This is a genomic window from Streptomyces sp. NPDC090088 (assembly GCF_044747345.1).
Lineage (GTDB): Bacteria > Actinomycetota > Actinomycetes > Streptomycetales > Streptomycetaceae > Streptomyces.
In genome coordinates this window covers 1577941-1602555 of the sequence record NZ_JBIVDZ010000002.1, presented here as the reverse complement: position 1 = coordinate 1602555, position 24615 = coordinate 1577941, and the positions used below count along the sequence as shown (strand labels likewise).

The 24615-nt window shown below is 72.9% G+C and carries 22 protein-coding genes; 4 read left to right on the top strand and 18 right to left on the bottom strand.

The genetic code is table 11. The features are described from left to right. Window positions 1–41: 41 nt before the first annotated feature. From ACIPSJ_RS15885 to rimP, 8 genes are all read right to left on the bottom strand, one after another. Window positions 42–3746, bottom strand: coding sequence for a trypsin-like peptidase domain-containing protein (locus ACIPSJ_RS15885; RefSeq protein ID WP_401346176.1), 3705 nt, complete (start codon window positions 3744–3746; stop codon window positions 42–44). Between the two features lie 247 nt (window positions 3747–3993). Beyond that, entirely contained in the window at window positions 3994–4899 is a 906-nt protein-coding gene (truB, locus tag ACIPSJ_RS15880; protein ID WP_401346174.1) for a tRNA pseudouridine(55) synthase TruB, read from the bottom strand. Beyond that, complete coding sequence (rbfA, locus tag ACIPSJ_RS15875; protein WP_359216155.1) at window positions 4896–5354, bottom strand: 30S ribosome-binding factor RbfA; 459 nt, start codon at window positions 5352–5354, stop codon at window positions 4896–4898. Before rbfA ends, truB begins: the two co-directional genes overlap by 4 nt. A gap of 46 nt (window positions 5355–5400) precedes the next feature. Then, window positions 5401–5694, bottom strand: coding sequence for a DUF503 domain-containing protein (locus ACIPSJ_RS15870; protein WP_046732584.1), 294 nt, complete (start codon window positions 5692–5694; stop codon window positions 5401–5403). A gap of 192 nt (window positions 5695–5886) precedes the next feature. Further along, a complete protein-coding gene (gene infB, locus ACIPSJ_RS15865) occupies window positions 5887–9024 on the bottom strand; it encodes a translation initiation factor IF-2 (RefSeq protein ID WP_401346170.1) in 3138 nt (1045 codons plus the stop codon). 154 nt (window positions 9025–9178) lie between these two features. After that, entirely contained in the window at window positions 9179–9448 is a 270-nt protein-coding gene (locus tag ACIPSJ_RS15860) for a YlxR family protein (RefSeq protein ID WP_359216149.1), read from the bottom strand. A 147-nt stretch (window positions 9449–9595) separates the two neighbouring features. Next, entirely contained in the window at window positions 9596–10582 is a 987-nt protein-coding gene (gene nusA, locus ACIPSJ_RS15855) for a transcription termination factor NusA (RefSeq protein ID WP_355720742.1), read from the bottom strand. A 2-nt stretch (window positions 10583–10584) separates the two neighbouring features. Beyond that, the gene (rimP, locus tag ACIPSJ_RS15850) at window positions 10585–11094 is read right to left on the bottom strand and encodes a ribosome maturation factor RimP (RefSeq protein ID WP_355720745.1); all 510 of its coding nucleotides are present in this window, start codon (window positions 11092–11094) and stop codon (window positions 10585–10587) included. 246 nt (window positions 11095–11340) lie between these two features. Between rimP and ACIPSJ_RS15845 the strand changes: the two genes are divergently transcribed. Genes ACIPSJ_RS15845 through ACIPSJ_RS15835 form a run of 3 tightly spaced genes read left to right on the top strand, consistent with a single transcriptional unit; the run spans window position 11341 to window position 13354 of the window. After that, window positions 11341–11892, top strand: a complete 552-nt coding sequence (locus ACIPSJ_RS15845; protein ID WP_401346166.1) for a hypothetical protein — start codon at window positions 11341–11343, stop codon at window positions 11890–11892. Then, on the top strand, window positions 11889–12401 hold the full coding sequence (locus ACIPSJ_RS15840) for a ferritin-like domain-containing protein (RefSeq protein ID WP_401346165.1): 513 nt from the start codon (window positions 11889–11891) through the stop codon (window positions 12399–12401). Before ACIPSJ_RS15845 ends, ACIPSJ_RS15840 begins: the two co-directional genes overlap by 4 nt. 59 nt (window positions 12402–12460) lie before the next feature. Beyond that, the gene (locus ACIPSJ_RS15835) at window positions 12461–13354 is read left to right on the top strand and encodes an aminoglycoside phosphotransferase family protein (RefSeq protein WP_401346162.1); all 894 of its coding nucleotides are present in this window, start codon (window positions 12461–12463) and stop codon (window positions 13352–13354) included. A gap of 91 nt (window positions 13355–13445) precedes the next feature. Here the strand turns inward: ACIPSJ_RS15835 and ACIPSJ_RS15830 are convergent, their stop codons facing one another. The 4 genes from ACIPSJ_RS15830 to ACIPSJ_RS15815 are packed head-to-tail and all read right to left on the bottom strand — an operon-like array spanning window position 13446 to window position 16405. Next, window positions 13446–13646: a ferredoxin gene (locus ACIPSJ_RS15830; RefSeq protein ID WP_359216137.1), complete on the bottom strand. Its 201-nt coding sequence runs from the start codon at window positions 13644–13646 to the stop codon at window positions 13446–13448. A gap of 1 nt (window position 13647) precedes the next feature. Continuing rightward, entirely contained in the window at window positions 13648–14865 is a 1218-nt protein-coding gene (locus ACIPSJ_RS15825) for an NADH-ubiquinone oxidoreductase-F iron-sulfur binding region domain-containing protein (RefSeq protein ID WP_401346160.1), read from the bottom strand. Beyond that, window positions 14865–15440, bottom strand: coding sequence for a ferric reductase-like transmembrane domain-containing protein (locus tag ACIPSJ_RS15820; protein WP_365691335.1), 576 nt, complete (start codon window positions 15438–15440; stop codon window positions 14865–14867). The genes ACIPSJ_RS15825 and ACIPSJ_RS15820 overlap by 1 nt, the downstream gene beginning before the upstream one ends. Next, complete coding sequence (locus ACIPSJ_RS15815) at window positions 15437–16405, bottom strand: FAD:protein FMN transferase (protein WP_401346157.1); 969 nt, start codon at window positions 16403–16405, stop codon at window positions 15437–15439. Before ACIPSJ_RS15815 ends, ACIPSJ_RS15820 begins: the two co-directional genes overlap by 4 nt. Before the next feature lie 21 nt (window positions 16406–16426). Here ACIPSJ_RS15815 and ACIPSJ_RS15810 point away from each other — a divergent pair, with 21 nt between their 5' ends. Further along, complete coding sequence (locus ACIPSJ_RS15810) at window positions 16427–16837, top strand: hypothetical protein (protein ID WP_401346154.1); 411 nt, start codon at window positions 16427–16429, stop codon at window positions 16835–16837. A gap of 96 nt (window positions 16838–16933) precedes the next feature. Here ACIPSJ_RS15810 and ACIPSJ_RS15805 read toward each other — a convergent pair whose 3' ends face one another. From ACIPSJ_RS15805 to dxr, 6 genes are all read right to left on the bottom strand, one after another. After that, window positions 16934–18640: a proline--tRNA ligase gene (locus tag ACIPSJ_RS15805; RefSeq protein ID WP_401346151.1), complete on the bottom strand. Its 1707-nt coding sequence runs from the start codon at window positions 18638–18640 to the stop codon at window positions 16934–16936. A gap of 88 nt (window positions 18641–18728) precedes the next feature. Next, window positions 18729–19259 (bottom strand): GNAT family N-acetyltransferase, encoded by a 531-nt coding sequence (locus ACIPSJ_RS15800; protein WP_401346148.1) that lies wholly within the window; start codon window positions 19257–19259, stop codon window positions 18729–18731. 109 nt (window positions 19260–19368) lie between these two features. Beyond that, entirely contained in the window at window positions 19369–20217 is an 849-nt protein-coding gene (locus ACIPSJ_RS15795; RefSeq protein ID WP_359216117.1) for a GNAT family N-acetyltransferase, read from the bottom strand. Between the two features lie 328 nt (window positions 20218–20545). Beyond that, window positions 20546–21703, bottom strand: coding sequence for a flavodoxin-dependent (E)-4-hydroxy-3-methylbut-2-enyl-diphosphate synthase (gene ispG, locus ACIPSJ_RS15790; RefSeq protein WP_359216115.1), 1158 nt, complete (start codon window positions 21701–21703; stop codon window positions 20546–20548). 170 nt (window positions 21704–21873) lie between these two features. Continuing rightward, the gene (locus ACIPSJ_RS15785) at window positions 21874–23166 is read right to left on the bottom strand and encodes a site-2 protease family protein (RefSeq protein WP_359216199.1); all 1293 of its coding nucleotides are present in this window, start codon (window positions 23164–23166) and stop codon (window positions 21874–21876) included. Window positions 23167–23174: 8 nt separating this feature from the next. Next, window positions 23175–24455 (bottom strand): 1-deoxy-D-xylulose-5-phosphate reductoisomerase, encoded by a 1281-nt coding sequence (gene dxr / locus ACIPSJ_RS15780; protein WP_359216112.1) that lies wholly within the window; start codon window positions 24453–24455, stop codon window positions 23175–23177. Between the last annotated feature and the right edge of the window lie 160 nt (window positions 24456–24615).

Below are 24615 nucleotides of genomic sequence, written 5' to 3'. Positions count from 1 at the left end.
ACACCGGCACGGTCGCTGTGACCGGGCGCACGTGTCGGCGGTCACGCGGGGACCCGGACGCCCGCCAGATTGCCCAGCATCCGACGGGTGCTGGGGCCGACCACCGCGGCCCATTCGTCCGGGGTGTCGGTGAGCCAGCGGGCCATCAGTGCGGCGAATCCGGGCACGTGCCGGCCGAGGTCGACCAGTCCGCGATCGAACCGGGTCGCGCCGTCCGGGGTGCGGACCAGCAGCAGCCCGGTGCGCCGGACCAGCTCCCGCTTCTGGTCGCCGTCCTCCCCGCGCTGGGCGGCGGCCGCGTGCAGCAGCGCGTCCAGGACGCCCGGGTCCCGCTCACGCGCGAGCAGGAACTCCAGCAGCTCCCGGCGCAGTGGGCGCGAGGTGGCGGGGCCGGCCGCGCCGAGCACGGTCGCGAGGGCGGCCCGCACCGGCTCGGGGCCGTCGTCGAGCAGCCCGGTGACCAGCGGCAGCAGGACGGTGCGGGCCTCGGCGCCGCGGCCGAGGCGCCGCTCGACGAACCCGGCCACCTGCCCGGCGAGCTCCGGCCGCAGTTCGGCGGCCTCCAGGACGATCTCGGTGACCCGCCGGGCGTGCGCGGGCACGATGACCTCGGCGAGGGTGCGCAGCACGGGTCCGGCGTCCGGTCCGCGCAGCCGGACGCGGAAGGCCTCCAGGACCTCGTCGGGGTGGCTGGCCAGGGCGGGAACCAGGGCGGCGGGCGTGAGTTGGAGGTCGCCGGCGGTGAAGTGCCGTAGCGCCTGCGGGAGATGGCGGGCGCGGGTGCGCGGGTCGCGGACCAGGAGGGCGAGGGCGCCGCCGTGCAGGGTGCAGTCCGCGGGGCGGGCGAGCAGGGCGAGCGCCGCGTAGCGGAGGAGTTCGCGGTCGGGCTCGCTGCGGACGTGCGGGGCGGCGCGCAGTCCGTGGGCGACGGCGGCCACCCGGCGGGCCGGGCGTTCGTCGTGCGCCCAGCGGTCGACGGCCCGGCAGAGCGCCGACGGCTCGTCCTCTGCGAGGACGCCGAGCAGTTCGTCGCCGCGCCGGTGTGCCGCGTCCACCAGCACCTCGGTCAGGTCGTCCAGCGCCCGGCGCCGATGGGTGTGCAGCAGCGCCTGGGCCGCGGTCGCCACGGTGGCGTGCGGCATCGCGGGCAGCGGCCGCTCGTCGTCGAACCACCGGGTGAGATACGGCTGTACGGCGGCGGGGTCGGCGGCGAGCAGCCGGGCGACGGCGTCCAGGTAGCGCGGCTCCCCGCGATCCTGGGTGTCCGGGTGGCACGGCTCCCCGCGGCCCTGGGTGTCCTCGGCCACCGGCCGGGCGCCGAAGCGTCCGACGCCCGCGGTCTCCGGCAGCGGCTCGTCCGCGAGCACCAGCCGCCGCAGCAGGTCGAAGCGTTCGGCGTCGGGGAGGGCGAGCGCGGTCCAGAAGTCCGGTCCGAACTCGGCGGGCGCGCTGCGCCGCCGGCCCACGATCCGGTCGGCGAGCAGCCGCAGCACCCCGGTGTACGGCATGGCGTCGGGCAGTCGCAGCAGGGTCTGGGCGAGCAGTCGCGCGGCCCACCAGGAGCCGGGGTCCAGGTCCAGGGCGTGTGCCAACTCGTCCAGGCGTGGCGCGAGTCGGGACGGGCCGTACTCGCGGTCGAGGAGCAGCAGTGCCTGCACGACCGGGCCGACCCGGTGGTGCGGGACGGGCAGCGGGTGGGCGCCCTGGGGGGTGCGCGGGCGGTGGACGAGGGCGTGCAGGGCCTCGTCGAGGTCCAGGTGCATGCCCTGGATCCAGTCGGCGAACTCCTCGTGGGCGAAGCGGTAGCCGCCGCCGGCGGGCACCAGCAGGCCCTCGGTGAGCACGGCGGATGCCCAGCCGGAGCCGGCGCCGAGGTGGGCCGGGACGGGGCCCCAGGGGAACACCGTTTCGAACGACTCGCGGTCCAGCTCGCCCTGGCCCGGGCCGAGGCTGCGCCGGGCGGCCTCGTGCACCTGGCCGGAGACGCGGGCGGCGAGCCGTCGTACGGCCGTACCGCGCAGGCCGTTCTCGGCCGCCAGCCGGACCGCGATGCGCAGGCACATCAGGTCGAGGTGGGCGGCGAAGACGTCGTGCCGGTCGAGCGGTCCGTCGGCCGGGGTGTCGGCGCCCGGGAGGGCGGCGCGGACCTCGGCGAGCAGGCGCAGGGCGAGCGGGTGCCGGGCGTCGCGGTCGGTGAGGAGGCCGTCGGGGATGCCGTAGCGGGCGCGGGCGGTTCGGGCCTCGTCGGGGGTGAGGTCGGTGAGCCGGACGCAGGAGGGTTCACCGGTGCCCTGGTGCAGCAGGTCGGGCGGGAACTCGGTGCCGGCACGCTCCCAGTACTCCTCGCGGCAGGCCAGCAGGAGACGGGCGCCGGTGTCGCGCAGCCACTCCGCGGTGCCCGCGGTCCAGGCCGGCAGCCGGTGGGCGAGGACCGGGGGCATCTCCTCGGGGCCGTCCAGCAGGAGGAGGAGCGGGTGGCCGGCGCGGGCGGAGAGGCGGGCCAGCCGTTCGACGGTGAGGTCGCCCAGGTCGCCGGGGAGCTGGGAGCGGGAGGCGGCGACGATGCGTACGGCGCGCTCCAGGGAGCGGCGGGCCGCGTCGGCCACGGAGTCGTCGGCGTCCTTGAGGTCGGCGCCGCGGAGCCAGAGGGTGGGGGTCGCTTCGCGGTTGCGGCGGGCGGCGAGGGCGGCGAGTTCTGTGGTGCGGCCGGTGCCGGGGGAGCCGACCAGGGCGAGGACGGTGCCCGTGGCGCGTGTGGTGCGGGTGCCTTCGGCGAAGGCCGACAGCTCCCTTGAGATGGCCGCTCGTTCCACAGGCTGCACGGGGTCGGTGTATTCCGCAGAGAGTGGTGTGGAAGGTGAGTGGGGGGCTGCGGGTGAGTGGGGGCTGGTCGCGCAGTTCCCCGCGCCCCTTTGGGGCGCTCCGGTGCGGGGCGTTGACATGCGAGGGGCTGTGCGGCCCACGTAGCCGTCCAAGGTGCCCGGAGGGCCGTCCTGGCCCACCGAGGTTGCCGTCAGTTCCAGGACGCCCGCGAGGTTGAGATCGGGGCCGTAGGCCGGGACGGTCGCGGCGTTGCGGGTGAGGAGGTCGGTGAGGGGGGTGGTGTCGGGGTGGTGGAGGGGGACCGCGAAGCCGACGTCGCGCTGGCCGGACTGGAGGGCTGTGCCGAGGACGGCGAGGACGGCTCCGGTCTCGGCGTCCAGGACCGGGCCGCCGGCCGCTCCGCCGCCCAGGCGCAGGGCGTCACGGCCCGCCGTGCCGATCGCCAACTCCAGGGCGTCGTCGAGGAGGTGGAAGCGGTCGGTGGCGGTATAGGTCACCTGGGTCGCGGCCAGCACCCGGGCCTCGCGCCAGCGGTCGGCGGCGATGCGGACGTAGGTGCCGGCGGGGATGCGCTCCCGCACGGTGATCGGGAGCGGGTCCACGCCGAGGCCCTCGGTGCGGATCAGGGCGAGGTCGTGCGCGGGCAGCGGGGTGACCGCGTCCGAGGCGACCACGCAGGTGCGGCCGTCGGCCGCGTGCAGCACGATCCGGGCGAGGCCGTCGACGGCCTCGTGGCTGGTGATGAGCGTGCCGTGGTGGTCGGCCAGGAAGCCGGTGCCGCGCGGGCGCCCGGCGAGGTCGCGGACCCGGACCAGCCGCTCGTCCGGCCCCGTGCCCAGGTCCTGGCCCGGGTCCTGCCGTGCCTCCCGCGGACCGTCCGCCGTCCGGCGACCGCTCCCGGTCCGCGGGCCGCGTACCGCCATGATCGAACCTCCCCGCCCGTACACCCGTGCCTCGTCTTCGACCGTAGGCGCGAAATGATCAGCGGGACAGAGCGGGCGGTGAACGCGCCCCCCTCCGCTCCCCCGGTTCACTCCGAGCGCCTGCTCGGTCGGGTGAATAGCCCGGGGCGGGTGGATACACCCTAGGGGTGGGGGAACCGAGGGGGGACCGTGGAGCGGCGGCGGCGCCAGACCCCGTGGTCGCCGCTCCACGGGCACACCGGGTGGTTCAGCCGAAGACGGCGAGGCTCTTGGCCTTGCCCTTCTGCTCCTCGACGAGCGCGAGGAAGCGGCCCTCGGGGTCGAACACGGCGACGGAACCGGCGTCCGCGTACTCCTCGGGCATCTCCAGGCGTACGCCGTTGAGCAGCAGCCTGGCCCGCTTGGCGTCGACGTCCCAGCGCCGGAAGGCGGCCCCGGCGGCCTCGGCGATCGGCATCACGGTCAGCTCCTGCTGGAGCTGGTCGAGGGTGCGCGCGGAATCCAGCTTGTACGGTCCGACACGCGTCCGGCGCAGCGCGGTGAGGTGCCCGCCGACGCCAAGGCCGGCGCCGAGGTCGCGGGCGAGGGCGCGGATGTAGGTGCCGGAGGAGCAGACCACCGAGACGACCAGGTCCAGAACGGGGGTGCCGTCCTCGGCGACGGCGTCCCGGATGTCGTAGACGGCGAAGGAGGAGACGGTCACCGGGCGGGCCGGGATGTCGAAGTCCTCGCCGTCCCGGGCGCGCTTGTACGACCGGACACCGTCGATCTTGATGGCGCTGACCTTGGACGGCACCTGCATGATGGCGCCGGTCAGCTTGGCGATGCCGGCGTCGACGGCCTCGCGGGTGACCTTGGAGGCGTCGGTGGACGAGGTGATCTCGCCCTCGGCGTCGTCCGTGACGGTGTTCTGCCCGAGGCGGATCGTCCCCAGGTACTCCTTCTCCGTGAGGGCGAGGTGCCCGAGGAGCTTGGTCGCCCGCTCGATGCCGAGGACGAGGACGCCCGTGGCCATGGGGTCGAGGGTGCCGGCGTGCCCGACGCGGCGGGTGCGGGCGATGCCCCGCATCTTGGCGACGACGTCGTGCGAGGTGAAGCCCGACGGCTTGTCGACGATGACAAGGCCGTCGGGCGGGGTGGGCTTGCTGGTCATTCGGTGGCGTCGTCCGTCTCGTCGGCCGTCTCTTCGCCCGGCTTCCTGTACGGGTCGGCGTCCCCGGCGTAGTCGGCGCCCGCGGAGGCCTCGCGGACCGCCGCGTCGGACTGGCGCGCCCGGTCGAGGAGGTCCTCGATGTTCCGGGCGGTGTCCGGGAGGGCGTCCGCGACGAAGGCGAGGGTCGGCGTGAACTTCACGCCGGCGGCGCGGCCGACCTCGGACCGGAGAATGCCCTTGGCGCTCTCCAGACCGGCGGCGGCCGCCTTCCGCTCCTCCTCGTCGCCGTACACCGTGTAGAAGACGGTCGCCTCCCTGAGGTCACCCGTGACCCGGGTGTCCGTGATGGTGACGTGGGTGCCGAGCCGCGGGTCCTTGATCCCGCGCTGCAGCTTCTGGGCCACCACCTCTCGGATGAGGTCCGCCAGCCTCTTAGCCCGCGCGTTGTCGGCCACTGGTCCGTCTCCCGTTCTTTCTTCTTGTCGTTCTCAAGTCTCAGGTCTAGTCGTCGTCGCCGTGGAAACGCCGTCGCACGGACAGCAGTTCCACCTCGGGGCGGCCGGCGACCAGCCGTTCGCACCGGTCGAGTACGTCGGTCAGGTGCGCGGCGTCTCCGGAGACCATGGCGAGGCCGATACCGGCCCTGCGGTGAAGGTCCAGGTGGTCCACCTCGGCGGCACTCACGGCGTACTTCCGCTGGAGTTCGGCGACGATCGGGCGGACGACGGAGCGCTTCTCCTTCAGCGAGTGGATGTCGCCGAGGAGGAGGTCGAAGGACAGGGTCCCCACGTACATGTGTGTAACCGGTTAACCCGCCGGCTCGGGATCGATGGCCCTGCGACGACGGTACCCCGTCCGGGCCCGTGGCTCGACGGGGTTTTACCGCACCCTGGGCTGCGGCGCAGGTCCCGGGGCTGAGCCCCGGACCCAGGGAAAAGTGCCGGCCGACGGAAGCGGACTCCCGTCGGCCGGCACCAACCGTGGGTGTTACACCCGCGGCTTCTCGCGCATCTCGTACGTCGCGATGACGTCGTCGATCTTGATGTCGTTGAAGTTTCCGAGGTTGATACCGCCCTCGTAGCCTTCGCGGATCTCGGTGACGTCGTCCTTGAAGCGGCGCAGGCCCTCGATGTTGAGGTTCTCCGCGATGACCTTGCCGTCGCGGACGAGGCGGGCCTTCGTGTTGCGCTTGACCTCGCCCGAGCGGATGAGGACACCGGCGATGTTGCCCAGCTTGGACGACTTGAAGACCTCGCGGATCTCCGCCGTGCCGAGCTCGACCTCCTCGTACTCCGGCTTCAGCATGCCCTTCAGGGCCGCCTCGATCTCCTCGATCGCCTGGTAGATGACCGAGTAGTACCGGACGTCCACACCCTCGCGCTCGGCCATCTGCGCCGCGCGGCCGGCCGCGCGGACGTTGAAGCCGATCACGATGGCGTCGGAGCCCATCGCCAGGTCGATGTCGGACTCCGTGACCGCACCGACGCCGCGGTGCAGGACGCGGATGTCGACCTCTTCGCCGACGTCCAGCTGGAGCAGGGAGGACTCCAGGGCCTCGACGGAACCAGAAGCGTCACCCTTGATGATGAGGTTGAGCTGCTGGATCTCGCCGGCCTTGAGCACCTTGTCCAGGTCCTCCAGGGACACGCGGCGCGTGCGCTTCGCGAAGGCCGCGTTGCGCTCGCGCGCCGCACGCTTCTCCGCGATCTGGCGGGCCGTACGGTCCTCCTCGACCACGAGGAAGTTGTCGCCGGCACCCGGGACGTTGGTGAGACCCAGGACCTGCACCGGCGTGGAGGGGCCGGCCTCGGCGACGTTGTTGCCGTTGTCGTCGAGCATGGCGCGGACGCGACCGTAGGCGTCGCCCACGACCATCGTGTCGCCGACCCGCAGGGTGCCTCGCTGGACGAGGACCGTCGCCACGGCACCGCGGCCGCGGTCGAGACGGGACTCGATGGAGATGCCCTGCGCGTCCTGGTGCGGGTTGGCCCGCAGGTCGAGCGAGGCGTCCGCGGTGAGGACCACGGCCTCCAGCAGCGAGTCGATGTGCAGACCCTGCTTGGCGGAGATGTCGACGAACATGGTGTCGCCGCCGTACTCCTCGGCCACCAGGCCGTACTCGGTCAGCTGACCGCGCACCTTGGTCGGGTCGGCACCCTCGACGTCGATCTTGTTGACCGCGACGACGATCGGGACGTCGGCCGCCTTGGCGTGGTTGAGCGCCTCGACCGTCTGCGGCATGACGCCGTCGTTGGCCGCGACGACCAGGATCGCGATGTCGGTCGACTTCGCACCACGGGCACGCATGGCGGTGAACGCCTCGTGACCCGGGGTGTCGATGAAGGTGATCTTGCGCTCTTCGTCGTTGACCTCGGTGGAGACCTGGTAGGCACCGATGTGCTGGGTGATGCCGCCGGCCTCGCCCGCGATGACGTTCGTCTTGCGGATGGCGTCGAGCAGTCGGGTCTTACCGTGGTCGACGTGACCCATGACGGTGACGACCGGGGGACGGACCACCAGGTCGTCCTCGTCGCCCTCGTCCTCGCCGAACTCGATGTCGAAGGACTCGAGCAGCTCGCGGTCCTCCTCCTCCGGGCTGACGATCTGAACCTGGTAGTTCATCTCGCCGGCGAGGAGCTGGAGCGTCTCGTCGGAGACGGACTGCGTGGCCGTGACCATCTCGCCGAGGTTCATCATGACCGCGACGAGCGACGCCGGGTTGGCGTTGATCTTCTCGGCGAAGTCGGTGAGCGACGCGCCGCGGGAGAGACGGATGGTCTCGCCGTTGCCGCGCGGCAGCATCACGCCGCCGACGCTCGGGGCCTGCATGGCCTCGTACTCCTGGCGACGCTGCCGCTTCGACTTGCGACCGCGACGCGCCGGACCGCCGGGACGGCCGAAGGCGCCCTGCGTGCCACCACGGCCACCGGGACCGCCGGGACGACCGCCGAAGCCGGGACGACCGCCGCCGCCACCGCCACCGGGACCGCCGCCGAAGCCGCCGCCACCGCCGCCGGGGGCGCCACCGGGACGGCCGGCGAAGCCGCCACCGCCACCGGGACGGGCACCGCCGCCACCGCCGCCGGGACGGCCGGCGAAGCCGCCACCGCCACCGGGACGACCGGCGCCGCCGCCGGGACGACCCGCACCGCCGGGACCGCGACCGCCGCCACCGGGGCCGGGACGCGGGCCGGCAGCGGGACGCTGCGGCATCATGCCGGGGTTCGGACGCGGACCCGCGGAGCCGCCACCGGGACGCGGACCGCCCTGCGGACGGGGCATGCCGGACGGGCTCGGACGGGAACCGCCGGGAGCCTGCGGACGCGGACCGCCGCCCTGGGCGCCGGGCGCCTGCGGACGGGGACCGCCACCGGGGGCACCGGGGCCACCCGGGCGCGGACCGCCCTGCGGGCGCGGGGCCTGCGGACGGGCCATGCCGGTGGAGCCACCGGACGTGAAGGGGTTGTTACCGGGACGCGGACCGGCCGGACGGGCACCGCCCGGACGCTGGCCCTGGCCACCGGGGCGCGGGGCACCCTGACCCGGACGGGCCTGGCCCTGACCGGGGGCGGGACGACCGCCGGGACGCGGGGCACCCTGGCCCTGGCCCTGGCCGTGCCCCTGACCCTGACGCGGACCGGCGGAACCGGGACGCGGGCCCTGTGCGGCGGCCGGGCTCGGCGCCGCGGCGGCCGGAGGGGCCGGCGGGGCGGTGAACTCGGGCGCGGCCGGAGCCGGGCGCGGGGCGGGCTTGGGGCCCGGAACCGGACGCGGGCCGGAGGCGGCCGGCGCGGGGGTGACCGGGGCCGGAGCCGCGGGGGCCGCCGGAGCCGCGGGCGCGGCCGGGGGCTGCGGGGCGGCCGGACGCGGTGCACCCGGCTTCGGGGCACCCGGACGGGCCGACTGCGCCGGAGAGGGCGCGCCGGGCTTGGGGGCAGACTTGCGCGGGGCAGACTTGCCGCTGCCGCCGCCCTGGAGGGCGTCGGTCAGCTTGCGTACAACGGGCGCCTCGATCGTCGAGGACGCCGAACGGACGAATTCACCGAGTTCCTGGAGCTTGGCCATGACGACCTTGCTCTCAACCCCGAACTCCTTGGCGAGTTCGTATACCCGGACCTTAGCCACTTCGCTCCTTTTAGGTCCGGGTGTGTCCGGACCGTCGCTACTTCATGGGCGTACTCATCGCGTGCTCATCGAGTGCTCATCGCAATCTCGACCTACTTCCAACTCGCGGGGTACCAGAGCCGCACGGACGTTCCGGACGACGCTTCTTACGGTGTTACTGCTCGACGTACCGGCGCAACGCCTTTACGTCGAGCGGACCCGGGACGCGGAGCGCCCTCGGGAGTGCCCGGCGGCGTACCGCCTGGTCCAGACAGACCTGGGCGGGGTGTACATATGCACCCCGGCCGGGCAGCGTACCGCGAGGATCGGGGACGCATTCGTCCTCGACCACCACGATCCGCAGCAGTTCGGTCTTGGCCGCTCGCTGCCTGCACCCCACACAGGTGCGCTCAGGGCATGCGCGGGCACGCGTCCGGCCAGACACCGCTAAGTCTACCTCCCCGTACCGACCTCACCCCTTCGGGGCAAAGATCGAACGGCCGTTGTCGTAATCCAAGCCACCTGCGGCTGGGAACTATTCCCCCCGTCCGGGTGAACCCCGGACCGGGGTGGGCGTCACCCGCCCGATGATCTACTCGGACACCTGTTCGGTATCCGGGCGGATGTCGATCCGCCAGCCGGTTAGCCGGGCGGCGAGCCGGGCATTCTGTCCCTCTTTGCCGATCGCCAGCGACAGCTGGTAGTCCGGCACGGTCACCCGGGCCGACCGGGACGCCAGGTCCACGACCTCGACCTTGGAGACCCGGGCCGGGGACAGCGCGTTCGCCACCATCTCGGCCGGGTCGTCCGACCAGTCGACGATGTCGATCTTCTCGCCGTTCAGCTCGCCCATCACGTTGCGGACCCGGCCGCCCATCGGGCCGATACAGGCGCCCTTGGCGTTCAGGCCCGAACGGGTGGAGCGGACCGCGATCTTCGTCCGGTGACCGGCCTCGCGGGCGATGGCGGCGATCTCGACGGATCCGTCGGCGATCTCCGGCACCTCCAGCGCGAAGAGCTTCTTCACCAGGTTCGGGTGCGTACGGGAGAGCGTGACGGAGGGCCCGCGGACGCCCTTCGCCACCCGGACGACGTACGACCGCAGCCGCAGACCGTGCTGGTACGTCTCGCCGGGCACCTGCTCCTGCACCGGCAGGATGGCCTCCAGCTTGCCGATGTCCACGAGCACGTTCTTCGGGTCGCGGCCCTGCTGGACCACACCGGTGACGATGTCGCCCTCGCGGCCGGCGTACTCGCCGAGCGTGGCGTCGTCCTCGGCGTCGCGCAGTCGCTGCAGGATCACCTGCTTGGCGGTGGTGGCGGCGATCCGCCCGAAGCCCGACGGGGTGTCGTCGAACTCGCGCGCCTCCTGCCCCTCCTCCAGGTCCTCGGGATCCTCCTTCGCCCACACGGTCACGTGCCCGGTGTTCCGGTCGAGCACCACGCGCGCGTGGCGGCGGCTTCCCTCGGTGCGGTGGTAGGCGATGAGGAGGGCCGACTCGATCGCCTCGACCAGCAGGTCGAAGGAGATCTCCTTCTCCCGAACCAAGCCCCGCAGGGCGCTCATGTCGATGTCCACGGCTACGCCTCCTCCTCTTCCTTCATGTCCTTCTTGTCCTTGCGGTTGAACTCGACCTGCACCCGCGCCCGGTCGATCTCGGCGAAGCCGAGCCTGCGGGCGGTGGCCTTGCGGCCCTTGACTCCGGGTACCTCGAGATCGAGGCCCTCGTCGTCGACGTCCAGGATCCTGGCGACCAGTTCGCCGCCCTCGGCCAGCTGGAACCTCACCAGGCGGTCCACGGCGCGCGCGTAGTGCCGGTGCTCGCTCAGGAGGCGCTCCGCGCCGGGGGTGCCGACCTCGAGGGTGTACTCCCCCTGGCCCATCGCGTCCGTCTCGTCGAGCTTCGCCGAGAGCTCACGGCTCACATCGGCGATCTGGTCCAGGTCCGCCCCGGTGTCGGAGTCGACGACCACACGCAGCACCCGCTTGCGTCCGACGGAGTCCACGGCGATCTCTTCGAGATCCAGTCCCTGGGAGACGACGAGCGGTTCCAGGAGCTCTCGCAGCCTCTCGCTCTGGGTGGTGCTCATCCGGGTGACTCCTCGGCCGCGTGTGCTGTTGTGGGATGGGTCGCGCGTCTGGTCAAAGGGTATCGGGTCGCAGGGTGTGTTGCCGTCCACATGTGCCGCCGGCGGCGGGGCCGGAGCGCCCCGGAGCCCGGGCGCCCGCGGTACGTCGAGCCGGTGACGCGGGTCGGCGGGATGCGCGGGTAACGTGATCACGGCGGGCCGCCCTCCCGCCCGTGTGTTCGTACGAGCCCCCCGAGGACGTCTGCCGTGTCGTTCCCCCCGCCCTCGCGTACCCCCTGGGGAGTACGCAGAAGGAGCCTGATCGTTTCGGCGGCCTCGGCCGCCGTGCTGGCGGGCTGCTCCACCGACTCGAACCCCGGCTCCGCGAGCAGCGCCGGCAGCCCGTCGCTCTCGGCGCGGGCACGCGCGCGTGCGGCCCGGGACAGCGAGGGGCTGCTCCGGAGCTACGACGCCGTCCTCGCCTCCCATCCGACGCTCGCGGAGCGGCTGCGGCCGCTGCGGGCGGAGGTCGCGGCGCACGCGGCCGCGTTCCGGGAGGGCGCGGCGAAGGAAAAGACAGCCGGTGGGAGTACGGCGAGTGCGGGGACCACGGCGACGGGTTCGCCGTCGGCCTCCGCGCCGGAGGTGCCCGCCGACGAGAAGTCCGCGCTCGCCTCGCTGGCCACCGCCGAGCGGAGCCTCGCCGACCAGCGGGCCAAGACGCTGCTGGAGGTGCCGGGCGAGCTGGCGCGGCTGCTGGCCGGGGTGGCCGCGGCCGGTGCCGGGCACGCGTACCTGCTGACGAGGGGGGACCAGTGAGCGACCAGGCCAAGGCCGGCGAGCTGACGGCGGTGCAGGCCGCGCTGTCGGCGGAGCACGCGGCGGTGTACGGGTACGGCGTCGTCGGCGGCCGGATCGGCGCGGGGCGGCTGGCCGAGGCGCGCTCGGCGTACGACGCGCACCGGGCCGGCCGGGACGCGCTCGCCCGTGCGGTGCGGGACCTGGGCGGTGAGCCCGTCGCCGCGAGCGCGGCGTACGCGCTGCCGTTCGCCGTGACGGACTCGGCGACGGCCGTACGGCTCGCCGCCGAACTGGAGGACCGGGTGGCCGACGTGTACTCCGACCTGGTCCGGGCGTCCTCGGGCGCGCGGCGCGGGTCGGCGGCCGGGGCGCTGCGGGAGGCCGCGGTGCGGGCGGTGCGCTGGCGCGGGGAGAGCGTAGCCTTCCCTGGGCTCGCCGAGCGGGGCGCGCCCTTGGGCGAGGCCGGTGGTTCCGCCTCGCCGTCGGCTTCGGCTTCGGCTTCGGCTTCGGCTTCGGCGACTCCCTAGGGCGGAACCTGGAGCACGGCTCAGGACAGGACTTGAAGCAGGAAGGGAACGGCTCGCGTATGGCTTTCGAACCGCCGCGGCGCCTGGTGAGGGCGCTCGGTGAGACGGCGCCGGACGGTGACGAGTGGCTGGAGAAGCTGCCGGGTGCGGCGGAACAGGCCGTCGCGCTACGCGAGTTGACCGTGGAACGGGTCCAGGTCCCGGGCGGGCGCAGCAGCCTCGTCCTGCTGGTAAGACGGCCGGACGGGACGCCGGCCGTGCTGAAACTGGCGCCCAGGCGGGCCCGGCCGGAGGGCGAGGCGGCCGCGCTGGCGCACTGGGGCGGGCTCGGTGCGGTGCAGTTGCTGGAGGCCGACGGGGCCGCGGGGGTGCTGCTCCTGGAGCGGCTGCATCCGGAGGTGTCGGTGCGGTCGCTGCCCGAGGCGAAGGCGTTGCTGGAGGCGGCGGGGACGCTGCGGCGGCTGTGGGTGGAACCGCCGGCGGATCACCCCTTCGAGACCGTGGAAGAGCGCACCGGGCGGCAGGCGGCCGTGCTGCGGGCCACGGCCGACCCGGAGGAGGCGCCGCTGGTCGACGCGGCGCTGGCGGCCCGGGAGGAGCTGCTGGCCGCGCCGCCGGAGCGGCGGCTGCTGCACGGCACGTTCCGGCAGAGCAAGGTGCTGGCCGGGGAGCGGATGCCGTGGCTGGCGGTGGGGCCGGATCCGGTGGTCGGGGAGTGCGCGTTCGATCTGGCGCGGCTGGTGCGGGACCGGGTGGAGGATCTGATCGCCTCGCCGTCGGGGGCGTCGATCACTCGGCGGCGGATCAAGCGGCTCGCGGAGTCGCTGGAGGTGGATCAGGAGCGGTTGCGGGGGTGGACGCTGTTCCGGGCGGTGGAGTCGGGGGTGCGGGCGCTTCGCGTGGGGCGGCCGAGGGATGCGGAGCTGTTGCTTGAATTCGCCGGGTGGGTTTGACGGTTTTCGGGTGCGGGTTCGGTGGGGGCTGGTCGCGCCCACGCGGCGGTAGCCGCATATCGAATACAGCCCCGCGCCCCTGACGGGGCGCTTACTCCTCCCTCAGTTTCAAGGCCAGGACGGGACAGTCAGCCGCTGCTCTGCGGGCTCGCCTCCTCGTTCGGGGTGGGATGGGGCGGCCGTCCGTCATCGGGTAGCCCCATTCGTCCAGGGTGATGTGCTCGGGGAGGAGTTCGGCGCACAGGCCGTGGCCCTGGCAGGAGGTCCAGTCAATGTCGATGTGCTGGTCCATATCAGATGCTTTCGGTGGGTACGGGCAGCAGGGGGGTGTGGTCGGTGGCGGTGCAGAAGCCGTTGGCGTGGGCGTCGAGTTCCGTGGTGAAGGTGGTGAGGGCGCTGCGGACGAGGCGGATCGTGCCGTCGGGGTGGTGGCAGGCGCCTCGGCCGGCCACCAGGCCCGCCCAGCGGGAGATGTCGGTGCGGGCGGTGCCCTGGGGACCGGGGGTCGCGAGGGTCTGGAAGGCCGCGGCCATGCGCGGGAGGCCGTTGAGGCAGGGGCCGCACTGGCCCGCGGACTGCAGGGCCAGGTAGCGCAGGACGCGGGCGGTTTCCGCCAGGCCGCAGCGGTCGGTGGGGAGCGCGGCCAGGACGCCCGCGCCCAGGTGGGCGGCGGAGAGCGGGACCTGTGCCGCCTCCGCGGCCGGGATCCAGGTGCCGTGGTAGCCGCCGATCAGGGCCGCGGAGGCACCCTCCAGCGGGAGCAGGCGGCCCACCGGCATGCCGAACGGGGCCTCGACGACGCGGACTTCGCGGCCGGGGACGTGCAGGGTGCACAGGACGCTGCCGGGTTCGCCGGGGGTGCCCGCCGTGCGGAACCACTCCGCGCCGTAGCGGGCGATCAGGGCCAGGTGGGCCAGGGTCTCGACGTTCTGGACGAGGGTGGGGGCGCGGCGCACCCCGCGTTCGCGGACCGGTGGGGTCGGGTGGGTGGGGCGGGCCGCGCCGCCGGAGAGGTACTGGACCAGGGCCGAGGCCTGGCCGGAGAGGAAGCGGGCGGGCAGCCGTACGACGTGGACGCGGACCGGGTCGCGGCGCTGGGCGAGGGCCGACTCCAGGTAGGAGGCGCCGTCCTCGACGGCGAGGTACGCCTCCGCCGCGCCGGTCGCTTCGGCGGCCAGCTGGAGGCCGTCCAGCACCAGGTGGGGTGAGAGCCGGAGCAGGGTCTTGTCCTTGTGGCTGGCCGGCTCGCTCTCCGCGCCGTTCGCGACGACGACCGGTGCGCGCTCGGTGCGGCGGGCCGCGTCGGCGACCGCGACGAACTTCCGGTACGCGGGGAAGCCGGCCCCGCCGCGTCCGGTGAGGCCGGATTCGGCGAGGGTGCGGAGCAGGGCGGCCGGGTCGCCGTGCGCGAGCGGGCCGTAGCGCTGCTCGTGGGTGGCGAGGTCGGCCGGGGTGCCGCCGGGGGCGAGCAGGCGCGGGGACATGTAGACATCCGTGAAGAGCGTGGTCATCAGTGGGCCCCTTCGGTGTGCAGGAGGGCGGCGGGGGTCCGGCGGGCGGCCCGGACGGCGTGCGCGGTGCGCAGCGCGAAGGCGGTGATCACCGTCGCCACGCAGGCCACGGTCAGCCAGGTCATCCAGTCGGTGCCGGCGTCCGTGCCGATGCCGATGCCGTGGACGAGGGCGACCGGCCAGGAGGCGTACGCCAGCCAGTGCACGGCCCGCCAGGCGCGGTGGCCCAGGCGGTCCCGGAGCAGGCTGGTGACCAGGACCGCGAGCATCAGGTCGAAGGCGACCGTGCCGAGGCCGAGCCAGAGCGGCTGGTAGTCGGAGACGAAGGGGACGAGGGCGTCGAGGGGGCTGATGCTGACGTAGCCGTCGACGACCGCCGTGGTGATGTGCAGGGCCAGGAAGGCGGTGGCGGAGAGGGAGAGCGTGCGGTGCAGGCTCATGGTGCCGAAGCGCGGCAGGCCGGGGAGGCGGCCGCGGAGCCGGACGGCGATGCCGAGCAGCACGACCACGGTGAAGAGGACCAGGCAGACGGCGCCGGTGGCCCGGTTGGCGTACCAGAGGGTCTCGGAGGTCATGCCGCCGCCTCCAGCGCCGGGGCGGAGACGGGCCAGCCCGGCGTGGTGACGACGGTGCCCCGGTGGGTGACCAGCCGGGCGGGCAGGCCCAGGCGGGTCAGCCAGCGTTCCGCGCCCGCGCCCTTGACCAGGGCGGCCGTGGTCGCCGCGTTGGCGTCGGCGCAGCTCGCGGCGGCCACCGAGACCGTACGCCACGGGGAGCGGACCGGCAGGCCGGTGCGCGGGTCGACGATGTGGTGCAGGTCGTGGCCGCCGCGCTGCCAGCGGCGGGCGGTGGTACCGGAGGTGGCGAGGCCTCCCGAGCGCAGGCCGACGGTGTCGTACGACCCCTGCGCGGGCTGTTCGTCGACCGGTCCGGTGATGTCCTGGACGCGGATCTGCCAGCCGCCCGCCGGGGGTTCGCCCGCGACGGCCGTGTCACCGCCAAGGCTCACCAGCACCCCGCAGCCGGCGGTCCGCGCCAGCGTCCGCGCCGCCCGGTCGGCGGCCCAGGCCTTTGCGGTGGCGCCCAGGTCGAGGCGGACGCCCTCGGGGACGGTGACCGTGCCCGTCTCCTCGTCCAGGGTGACCAGGCGCCAGCCCGGGGCGCGGCGCACGCGCAGGGAGACCGGGCGGTCGTCCTCGCGGACGAGGGTGAAGTCGCGGTCGTAGCCGATCGCCTCCATCGCCGAGCCGACGGTCGGGTCCACCGCGCCGTCCGTGGCCTCGGCCGCCCGCAGGGCGACCGCGAGGGCCTCGGCGAGCAGCGGGCTGACCCGCACCGGGCGGCCGTGGGTGGTGTCGAGGGCGGCCAGTTCGGAGTCGCCGCGGAACCGGCTGCACGCCGCGTCCACTTCGGCGAGCTGCCGGGCGAGCAGCAGGTTGCAGGAGTCCAGCAGGGCCGGGTCGGTGACGACCAGGCGGACGGTGGTGCCGAGGGCGCGCCACTCGGCGGCGGCCGTCGTCCGCAGGGCGCGGGTGGTCATGACGCCCCCGAGGTGGAGTCGGTGGAGCCGCTGCCGGAGGTCAGACCGTCGGAGGAGGACTGGAGGTCCGAGGACGAAGAAGACGAAGACGATGAAGACGATGAAGAGGACGACGAGGTCGAGGACGAGGTCGATGTCGAGGAACTGTCCTTGCTGGAGCCGGAGTTGCTTTCGGCGGTGCTGCTGCTCGTCGTCGTGCCGCTGCCGCTGCTCGCCGTCGTCTCGGCGTCCGACTGCATCGTGCCGACCAGGGCGAACACCCCGGCCGACGCGGCGAGTACGACCGCCGCCGCCAGGGCCGCCGTACGCCTGGTTCCCCTGCGGACGGCCGCGGCCGCCCCCCGCTGCTCTCTCTCGGTCATGACCGATCCCCTCCTGCGTGACTGTCTGTCACGCATTACGTTCGGGTATCGGCCTGAGAGAAGTCTGTGAGGTGCCCATACGGATCGGAAGAACCGTCTGAGAGGTTCCTGAAAAGACGCGAGGGCCGCCGGTGGTCACCGGCGGCCCTCGCTACGGGAGTTGGGGTCAGCTGGCGGTCAGGCGGGCGATCGCCTCGTCGACCGTCAGCTCCTCGCGCTCGCCCGTCTTGCGGTCCTTGAGCTCCAGGACGCCCTCGGCGGAGCGGCGGCCCGCGACCAGGATCTGCGGGACGCCGATGAGCTCGGCGTCGGTGAACTTCACGCCCGGGGAGACCCCGGCGCGGTCGTCGACCAGGACGCGCAGGCCGGCCGCGCGCAGCTTCTCGGAGACGTCCAGGGCGAGTTCGGTCTGCAGGGCCTTGCCGGCGGCGACCACGTGCACGTCGGCCGGGGCGACCTCGCGGGACCAGACCAGGCCGTGCTCGTCGGCGGTCTGCTCGGCGAGGGCGGCGACGGCACGGGAGACGCCGATGCCGTAGGAGCCCATGGTGACGCGGACCGGCTTGCCGTTCTGGCCGAGCACGTCGAGCTTGAGCGCGTCGGCGTACTTGCGGCCGAGCTGGAAGATGTGACCGATCTCGATGGCGCGGTCCAGCTTGAGGCCGGTGCCGCACTTCGGGCAGGGGTCGCCTTCCAGGACGACGACGACATCGACGTACTCGTCGACGGTGAAGTCACGGTCCGCCACGACGTTCTTGGCGTGCGTGCCGGCCTTGTTGGCGCCGGTGATCCAGGAGGTGCCGGGGGCCACGCGCGGGTCGGCGAGGTACTTCACCTTCTCGCCGAGGCCCTGCGGGCCGACGTAGCCGCGGACCAGGTCGGGGCGGCCGGCGAAGTCGGTCTCGGTGACCAGCTCGACGGTGGCCGGGGCGAAGTGCTCCTCGACCTTGCCCATGTCGACCTCGCGGTCGCCCGGGACACCGATGGCCACGATCTCCCCGTCGACCTTCACCAGGAGGTTCTTCAGGGTGTCGGAGGCCTGGACGCCGAGGTACGCGGCGAGGGTCTCGATGGTCGGGGTGTCCGGGGTGGGGATCTCCTCCAGCGCGGGCACGTCGGTGGCGTCGACCGGCTTCAGCGTGTACGTGATCGCCTCGGTGTTCGCCGCGAAGTCGCAGTTCGGGCAGTCGGCGAAGGTGTCCTCGCCGGCCTCGGCGGGGGCCAGGAACTCCTCCGACTTCGAGCCGCCCATGGCGCCGGCGGTGGCGGCGACGATGCGGTAGTCGAGGCCGAGGCGCTCGAAGATGCGCTGGTAGGCCTGGCGGTGCAGGGCGTAGGACCGGGCGAGGCCGTCGTCGTCCAGGTCGAAGGAGTAGGAGTCCTTCATCAGGAACTCACGGCCGCGCAGGATGCCGGCGCGCGGACGGGCCTCGTCCCGGTACTTGCTCTGGATCTGGTACAGGATGACCGGCAGGTCCTTGTACGAGGACGCCTGGTCCTTCACCAGGAGGGTGAAGATCTCCTCGTGGGTGGGGCCGAGGAGGTAGTCGCCGCCCTTGCGGTCCTGGAGGCGGAACAGCTCGGCGCCGTACTCGTCCCAGCGGCCGGTCGCCTCGTAGGGCTCGCGGGGCAGCAGGGCCGGGAGCAGCACCTCCTGGGCGCCGATCGCGTCCATCTCCTCGCGGACGACGCGCTCGATGTTGGAGAGCACCTTCAGGCCGAGCGGCAGCCAGGACCAGATGCCGGCGGCCGTGCGGCGGACGTAGCCGGCGCGGACGAGGAGCTTGTGGCTGAGGACCTCGGCGTCCGCCGGGTCGTCACGCAGCGTCTTCGCCATCAACTGGGACATGCGTTGGACCGGTGCGTTCGCCATGGTTCTTGTACTCCTGCCGGGAAACGTTGATGGCTAGGAGGTTAGCCGGGCTTGCTGTGCCGGTGGAAATCCGTTAACGGCGATCGGCTCAGCGGCGGCGCAGCGGAAGCGGGGCGCCCATCACGGCGTACGGCTTCGGGGCGCTCGGGAAGTGGACCTGACGGGCCAGGTCGGTGTAGCCGAGGGAGTGGTACAGGCCGCGGGCCGGGCTGTCGGTGTCGATCGCGGAGAGGATCGAGCGGGGCTCGGCGGCACCGTCGGTGATCTGGGTGATCAGCCGGCGGCCGACGCCGCGGTTCTGGTGGCGGGGGTGGACGTGCAGCTCGGTGATGACGAAGGAGTCGTCGAGCCAGTGGGCGTTGCCCTGGGCGCGGAGGTAGGGCTCCACGACGGTGGACCACCAGTGGGTGCGGCTGTTCGGCATGCCGTAGACGAAGCCGACGAGCAGGCCTTCCGAGGTGGCGCCGAGGGCTCTGGCCCCGGGGTACTGCATGTGGCGCAGGACGATCTGGCGGCGGACGGCCACCTCGTCGGGGCCGAGGCCGAAGGCGATCGCCTGGACTGCGAGGGCCTCGTCGACGCGGGAGGGGAGGTCCAGGGGGCCGATCACGAGGTCCATGCGGGGAGCGTACAGGGGGTGGAGCGTTGTCGTCCGGGCGCGCGTGGGTTGTGGCTGGTCGCGCAGTTCCCCGCGCCCCTTGCGGGGCGCGTGACCTGGGCGTCGGCTCCTAGAACAGCACGCTCATGAACGCGCCGACCTCTTGGAAGCCGACGCGGAGATACGTCCTTCTCGCGGCCGTGTTGAAGTCGTTGACGTAGAGGCTGACGACCGGGGCCACGTCGGCGAGGGCGTAGCGCAGGACCGCTGCCATGCCGGGGGCCGCCAGGCCCCGGCCCCGGTACTCGGGGGCGACCCAGACGCCCTGGATCTGGCAGGCCTCGGCCGTCGCCGCGCCGATCTCCGCCTTGAAGACGACCTTGCCGTGTTCGTCGAGCCGGGCGAACGAGCGGCCGGAGCCGACCAGTTCGGCGACCCGCGCCTGGTAGAGGAGGCCGCCGTCGCCGGCCATCGGGGAGACGCCGACCTCTTCGGTGAACATCGCCACGCACGCCGGCATGATCGCCTCCATCTCGTCCTTGCGGATGCGGCGGACGTACGGATCCGGGGCGATGTCGGCGGGCATGTGGTCGGTGACCATCAGGGGCTGGTGGCCGCGGACCTCGCGGGCCGGGCCCCAGTGCGGTTCCAGGAGGCGCCAGAGCTGGGCGGTGGCCTCGGAGGGGCCGACGATGGAGGAGCAGCGGCGGCCGGCCCGGCGGGCGCGGTCGGCGAAGGCGCGGACGGCGCGGGGGGTGGCGCAGATCGGGACGAGGTTGGCGCCTGCGTAGCAGAGGGACGTGAGCATGCCGTCCTCGTACCAGCCCCACATCTCGCCGCCGAGGCGCCAGGGGTCGAGGCCGGCCACCTGGACACGCGAGGTCACGAAGGCGTTCGTGACCGGCTCGCGGTCGAGTACGGCGAGCGCGGCGTCCAGGTCACTCGGTTCGAGCACCCGTGAGGTGGTCTGCGTCAACACGTGCGGGGCCTCACGCTGAGGGGTTCTGCTGATCTCCGCACTGTACCTGCGGAAGCTTGGCAGTGCCGCCCCGTGTCCGTGAAGTGGCCGCCGGCTGCGGTTCCGCCCCTGGGGGCTGCCGCCCCCAGACCCCCGCTGCGGCGCCTGTCAGCGCGGGAGCGTGCCCGTCGTGCGCGAGTACCGGTGGTGGGTGGCTGGTCGCGCAGTTCCCCGCGCCCCTTGCGGGGCGCTCGGCCTCGGCGGGGTTGAAGGGGCGCAGCCCCTTCGGGACGGGACGGGTAGGGGCGGCGGGGGCGAGAAAAAGTCCCGCCGCCGCGCGGTGACTTGGTCAGCCTGCGACCGAGACCGAGGGTTCGCCGGAGGGGACGCCGTCGGATTCCATCTGCTCGGCCAGCTTCATGGCCTCCTCGATGAGGGTCTCGACGATCTTCGACTCGGGGACGGTCTTGATGACCTCGCCCTTGACGAAGATCTGGCCCTTGCCGTTGCCGGAGGCGACGCCGAGGTCGGCTTCGCGGGCCTCGCCGGGGCCGTTGACGACGCAGCCCATGACGGCGACGCGGAGGGGGACCTCCATGCCGGTGAGGCCGGCGGTGACCTCTTCGGCGAGCTTGTAGACGTCGACCTGGGCGCGGCCGCAGGACGGGCAGGAGACGATCTCCAGGCCGCGCTGCTTGAGGTTCAGGGACTCCAGGATCTGGTTGCCGACCTTGACCTCCTCGACCGGCGGAGCCGAGAGGGAGACGCGGATGGTGTCGCCGATGCCCTGGGAGAGGAGGGCGCCGAAGGCCACGGCGGACTTGATCGTGCCCTGGAAGGCCGGGCCCGCCTCGGTGACGCCGAGGTGGAGCGGGTAGTCGCACTGGGCGGCCAGCTGGCGGTAGGCCTCGATCATGACGACCGGGTCGTTGTGCTTGACCGAGATCTTGATGTCGCGGAAGCCGTGCTCCTCGAAGAGGGACGCCTCCCACAGAGCGGACTCGACCAGGGCCTCGGGGGTCGCCTTGCCGTACTTCTGGAGCAGCCGGCGGTCCAGGGAACCGGCGTTGACGCCGATGCGGATCGGGGTGCCGTGGTCCTTGGCGGCCGCCGCGATCTCCTTGACCTTGTCGTCGAACTGCTTGATGTTGCCGGGGTTGACGCGGACGGCGGCGCAGCCGGCCTCGATCGCGGCGAAGACGTACTTCGGCTGGAAGTGGATGTCCGCGATCACCGGGAGCTGCGACTTGCGGGCGATGGTCGCGAGGGCGTCCGCGTCGTCCTGGGTGGGGCAGGCCACGCGGACGATCTGGCAGCCGGAGGCCGTCAGCTCGGCGATCTGCTGGAGGGTGGCGCCGATGTCGGACGTACGGGTCGTGGTCATCGACTGGACCGAGACCGGGGCGTCTCCGCCGACCGCCACGGAGCCGACCTGGATCTGCCGGCTCTTCCGGCGCTCGGCGAGCTTGGTCGGAACGGACGGCATGCCGAGAGAAATCGCAGTCATCTGCTGTGCAACCCCAAGTCGTGGATCTAGGTCCAGGTCCCGCCCGAGACGGGTTCCAGGCTTCGAGATTACGGCACCGGGCCGGGCGCGGGCACATCCCCCATCCGTAAACCCACTCAATGGGAGCGGCCCGGAACAGAGCGTTCCGGGCCGCTTCGAACATCGTATGGCTAGGAGATTTTCACCGGGTTAACCACGTCGGCGATCAGGACGAGGATCGTGAAGCAGATGAAGACCCCGGCCACCACGTAGGCCACCGGCATCAGCTTCGCCACGTCGAACGGGCCGGGGTCCGGGCGGCGCAGCAGCCGGGCGAGGTTGCGCCGCAGGGACTCCCAGAGCGCGCCCGCGATATGGCCGCCGTCCAGCGGCAGCAGAGGGAGCATGTTGAAGAGGAAGAGGGACAGGTTGAAGCCCGCGACCAGCATCAACGCCATGGCCAGCTGCTGGGTGGGCGGGATGTCGAGGGTGAAGATCTCGCCGCCGACGCGGGCCGCGCCGACCACGCCCATCGGGGAGTCCGGCTGGCGGGGGGCGCCGTCGAAGGCCGCGTCCCACAGGGCCGGGATCTTGCCGGGCAGGCCCGCGATGGAGTCGACGGCCTCGCCGAGGCGGTCGCCCATCCAGGTCACCGACTGGCCGAAGTCCTGGCGGACGATGCCGGTGGCGGCGCTGAAGCCGAGGAAGCCGGCGGTGACGTACTGGCCCTCGACGATCTGGCCGCTGGAGTCCTTCTTGGCGACCTGGTTGGTGGCGATCTTCGCGTGCAGGGTGACGTCCTGGCCCTTGCGGTCGACGACGATCGCGACGTCCTTGCCGGGGGTGGCGCGGATCAGGTCGGAGAGCTGGTTCCAGCTGGTGGTCCGGACGCCGTCGAAGGAGAGGATCTTGTCGCCCGCCTTGAGGCCCGCGGCGGCGGCCGGGGCGGCCGCGTCGGTCTTCTTGCAGGTGTCGCGGTTCTGGCTCTGCGCGATCACGCACTGGGAGACCGAGCTGACCGTGGTGGTCTGCTGGCTGATGCCGAAGCCCATCAGGACGGTGAGGAAGAGGGCGACGGCGAGCACCAGGTTCATGAAGGGGCCCGCGAACATCACGATCACGCGCTTCCAGGGGGCGCGCGTGTAGAAGAGGCGGCTCTCGTCGCCGGGCTGGAGCTCCTCGAAGGCGGCCGAGCGGGCGTCCTCGATCATGCTGCGCCAGGGCGAGGTGGAGCGGGCGGTGACCCGGCCGTCCGCGCCGGGCGGGAACATGCCGATCATGCGGATGTAGCCGCCGGCCGGGATGGCCTTGATGCCGTACTCCGTGTCGCCCTTGCGCCGCGACCAGATGGTCGGGCCGAAGCCGACCATGTACTGCGGGACGCGGATGCCGAAGAGCTTCGCGGTGGAGAGGTGGCCCAGTTCGTGCCAGGCGATCGAGACCAGCAGGCCGATCACGAAGACGACTATGCCGAGGATCATCATCAGGGCTGTCATGCACGCGCCTCCGCGGTCGCCTTCTGTGCTGTCAGTTCCCGGGCCCGGGCCCGTGCCCAGGTCTCCGCTTCGAGTACGTCCGGCACGGTGAGCGAAGTTCCCGTACGGGGGGTGCCGTGTTCCTCGACCACCCGGGTCACGGTCTCCATGATCCCGTTGAAGGGAAGCAGACCGGTCCGGAAGGCCTCGACGCACTCCTCGTTGGCCGCATTGAACACCGCCGGGGCGGTGCCCGCGAGCTCTCCGACGTGCCGGGCGAGGTTCACGGAGGGGAAGGCCTCGTTGTCCAGCGGGAAGAACTCCCAGGTGGAGGCCTTGCTCCAGTCGAAGGCGGGCGCCGCGTCCGGGACCCGTTCGGGCCAGCCGAGACCGATGGCGATCGGCCCACGCATGTCGGGGGGCGTCGCCTGTGCGATCGTGGATCCGTCCGTGAACTCGACCATCGAGTGGACATACGACTGCGGGTGCACGACGACCTCAATGCGGTCGAAGGGAATGTCGTAGAGGAGGTGCGCCTCGATGACTTCCAGCCCCTTGTTGACCAGGGTGGCGGAGTTGATCGTGATGACCGGCCCCATCGCCCAGGTGGGGTGGGCGAGCGCCTCCTCGACGGTCACCCGGGCCAGGTCGGCCTTGGTGCGGCCGCGGAACGGCCCGCCCGACGCGGTGACGACCAGCTTCCGCACGTCCGCCCGCGTCCCGCTCGCCAGCGACTGGAAGAGCGCCGCGTGCTCGGAGTCCACCGGGATGATCTGGCCGGGCTTGGCCAGCGCCTTGACCAGCGGGCCGCCGACGATCAGCGACTCCTTGTTGGCGAGCGCGAGGGTGCGGCCCGCCGCCAGGGCGGCGAGGGTCGGGGCGAGGCCGATGGAGCCGGTGATGCCGTTGAGTACGGTGTGACATTCCACCGGACCGGCGCCGGCGACCTGCGTGGCCGCGTCGGGTCCGGCGAGGATCTCGGGGAGCGGCTCGCCGGGGCCGTAGAGCCCGGTCAGGGCCTCGCGCAGCGCCGGTACGACGTCCTCGCGGGCGACCGCGACGGTCCGCACCCGCAGCCGGTGCGCCTGCTCGGCGAGGAGGGCGACCCGGCCACCGTTGGCGGACAGGGCGGTGACCCGGAAGCGGTCGGGGTGGCGCAGGACGAGGTCGATGGCCTGGGTGCCGATGGATCCGGTGGAGCCGAGGATCACCACGTCCTTCGGGCCGTCGCCCGCGAGCGGGTCGTAGACGAGGTGGGGGTCGGCAAGGGGCGCCGGACGGGCGGGACTGTCGGTCATCCCCCCATTGTTGCCGCAACCGGCGGTCCGGAGGACAGCGCGTCCCTCACGCGGGTGCCTTATCAGCTCTTGGCGCCGTATGGAGCGGAATTCCCTTTGTGAGGTTCAGGTGAAGATCATGTGATAACACTTCTGTCGAGCCGTCGGATGAACGGCTCGA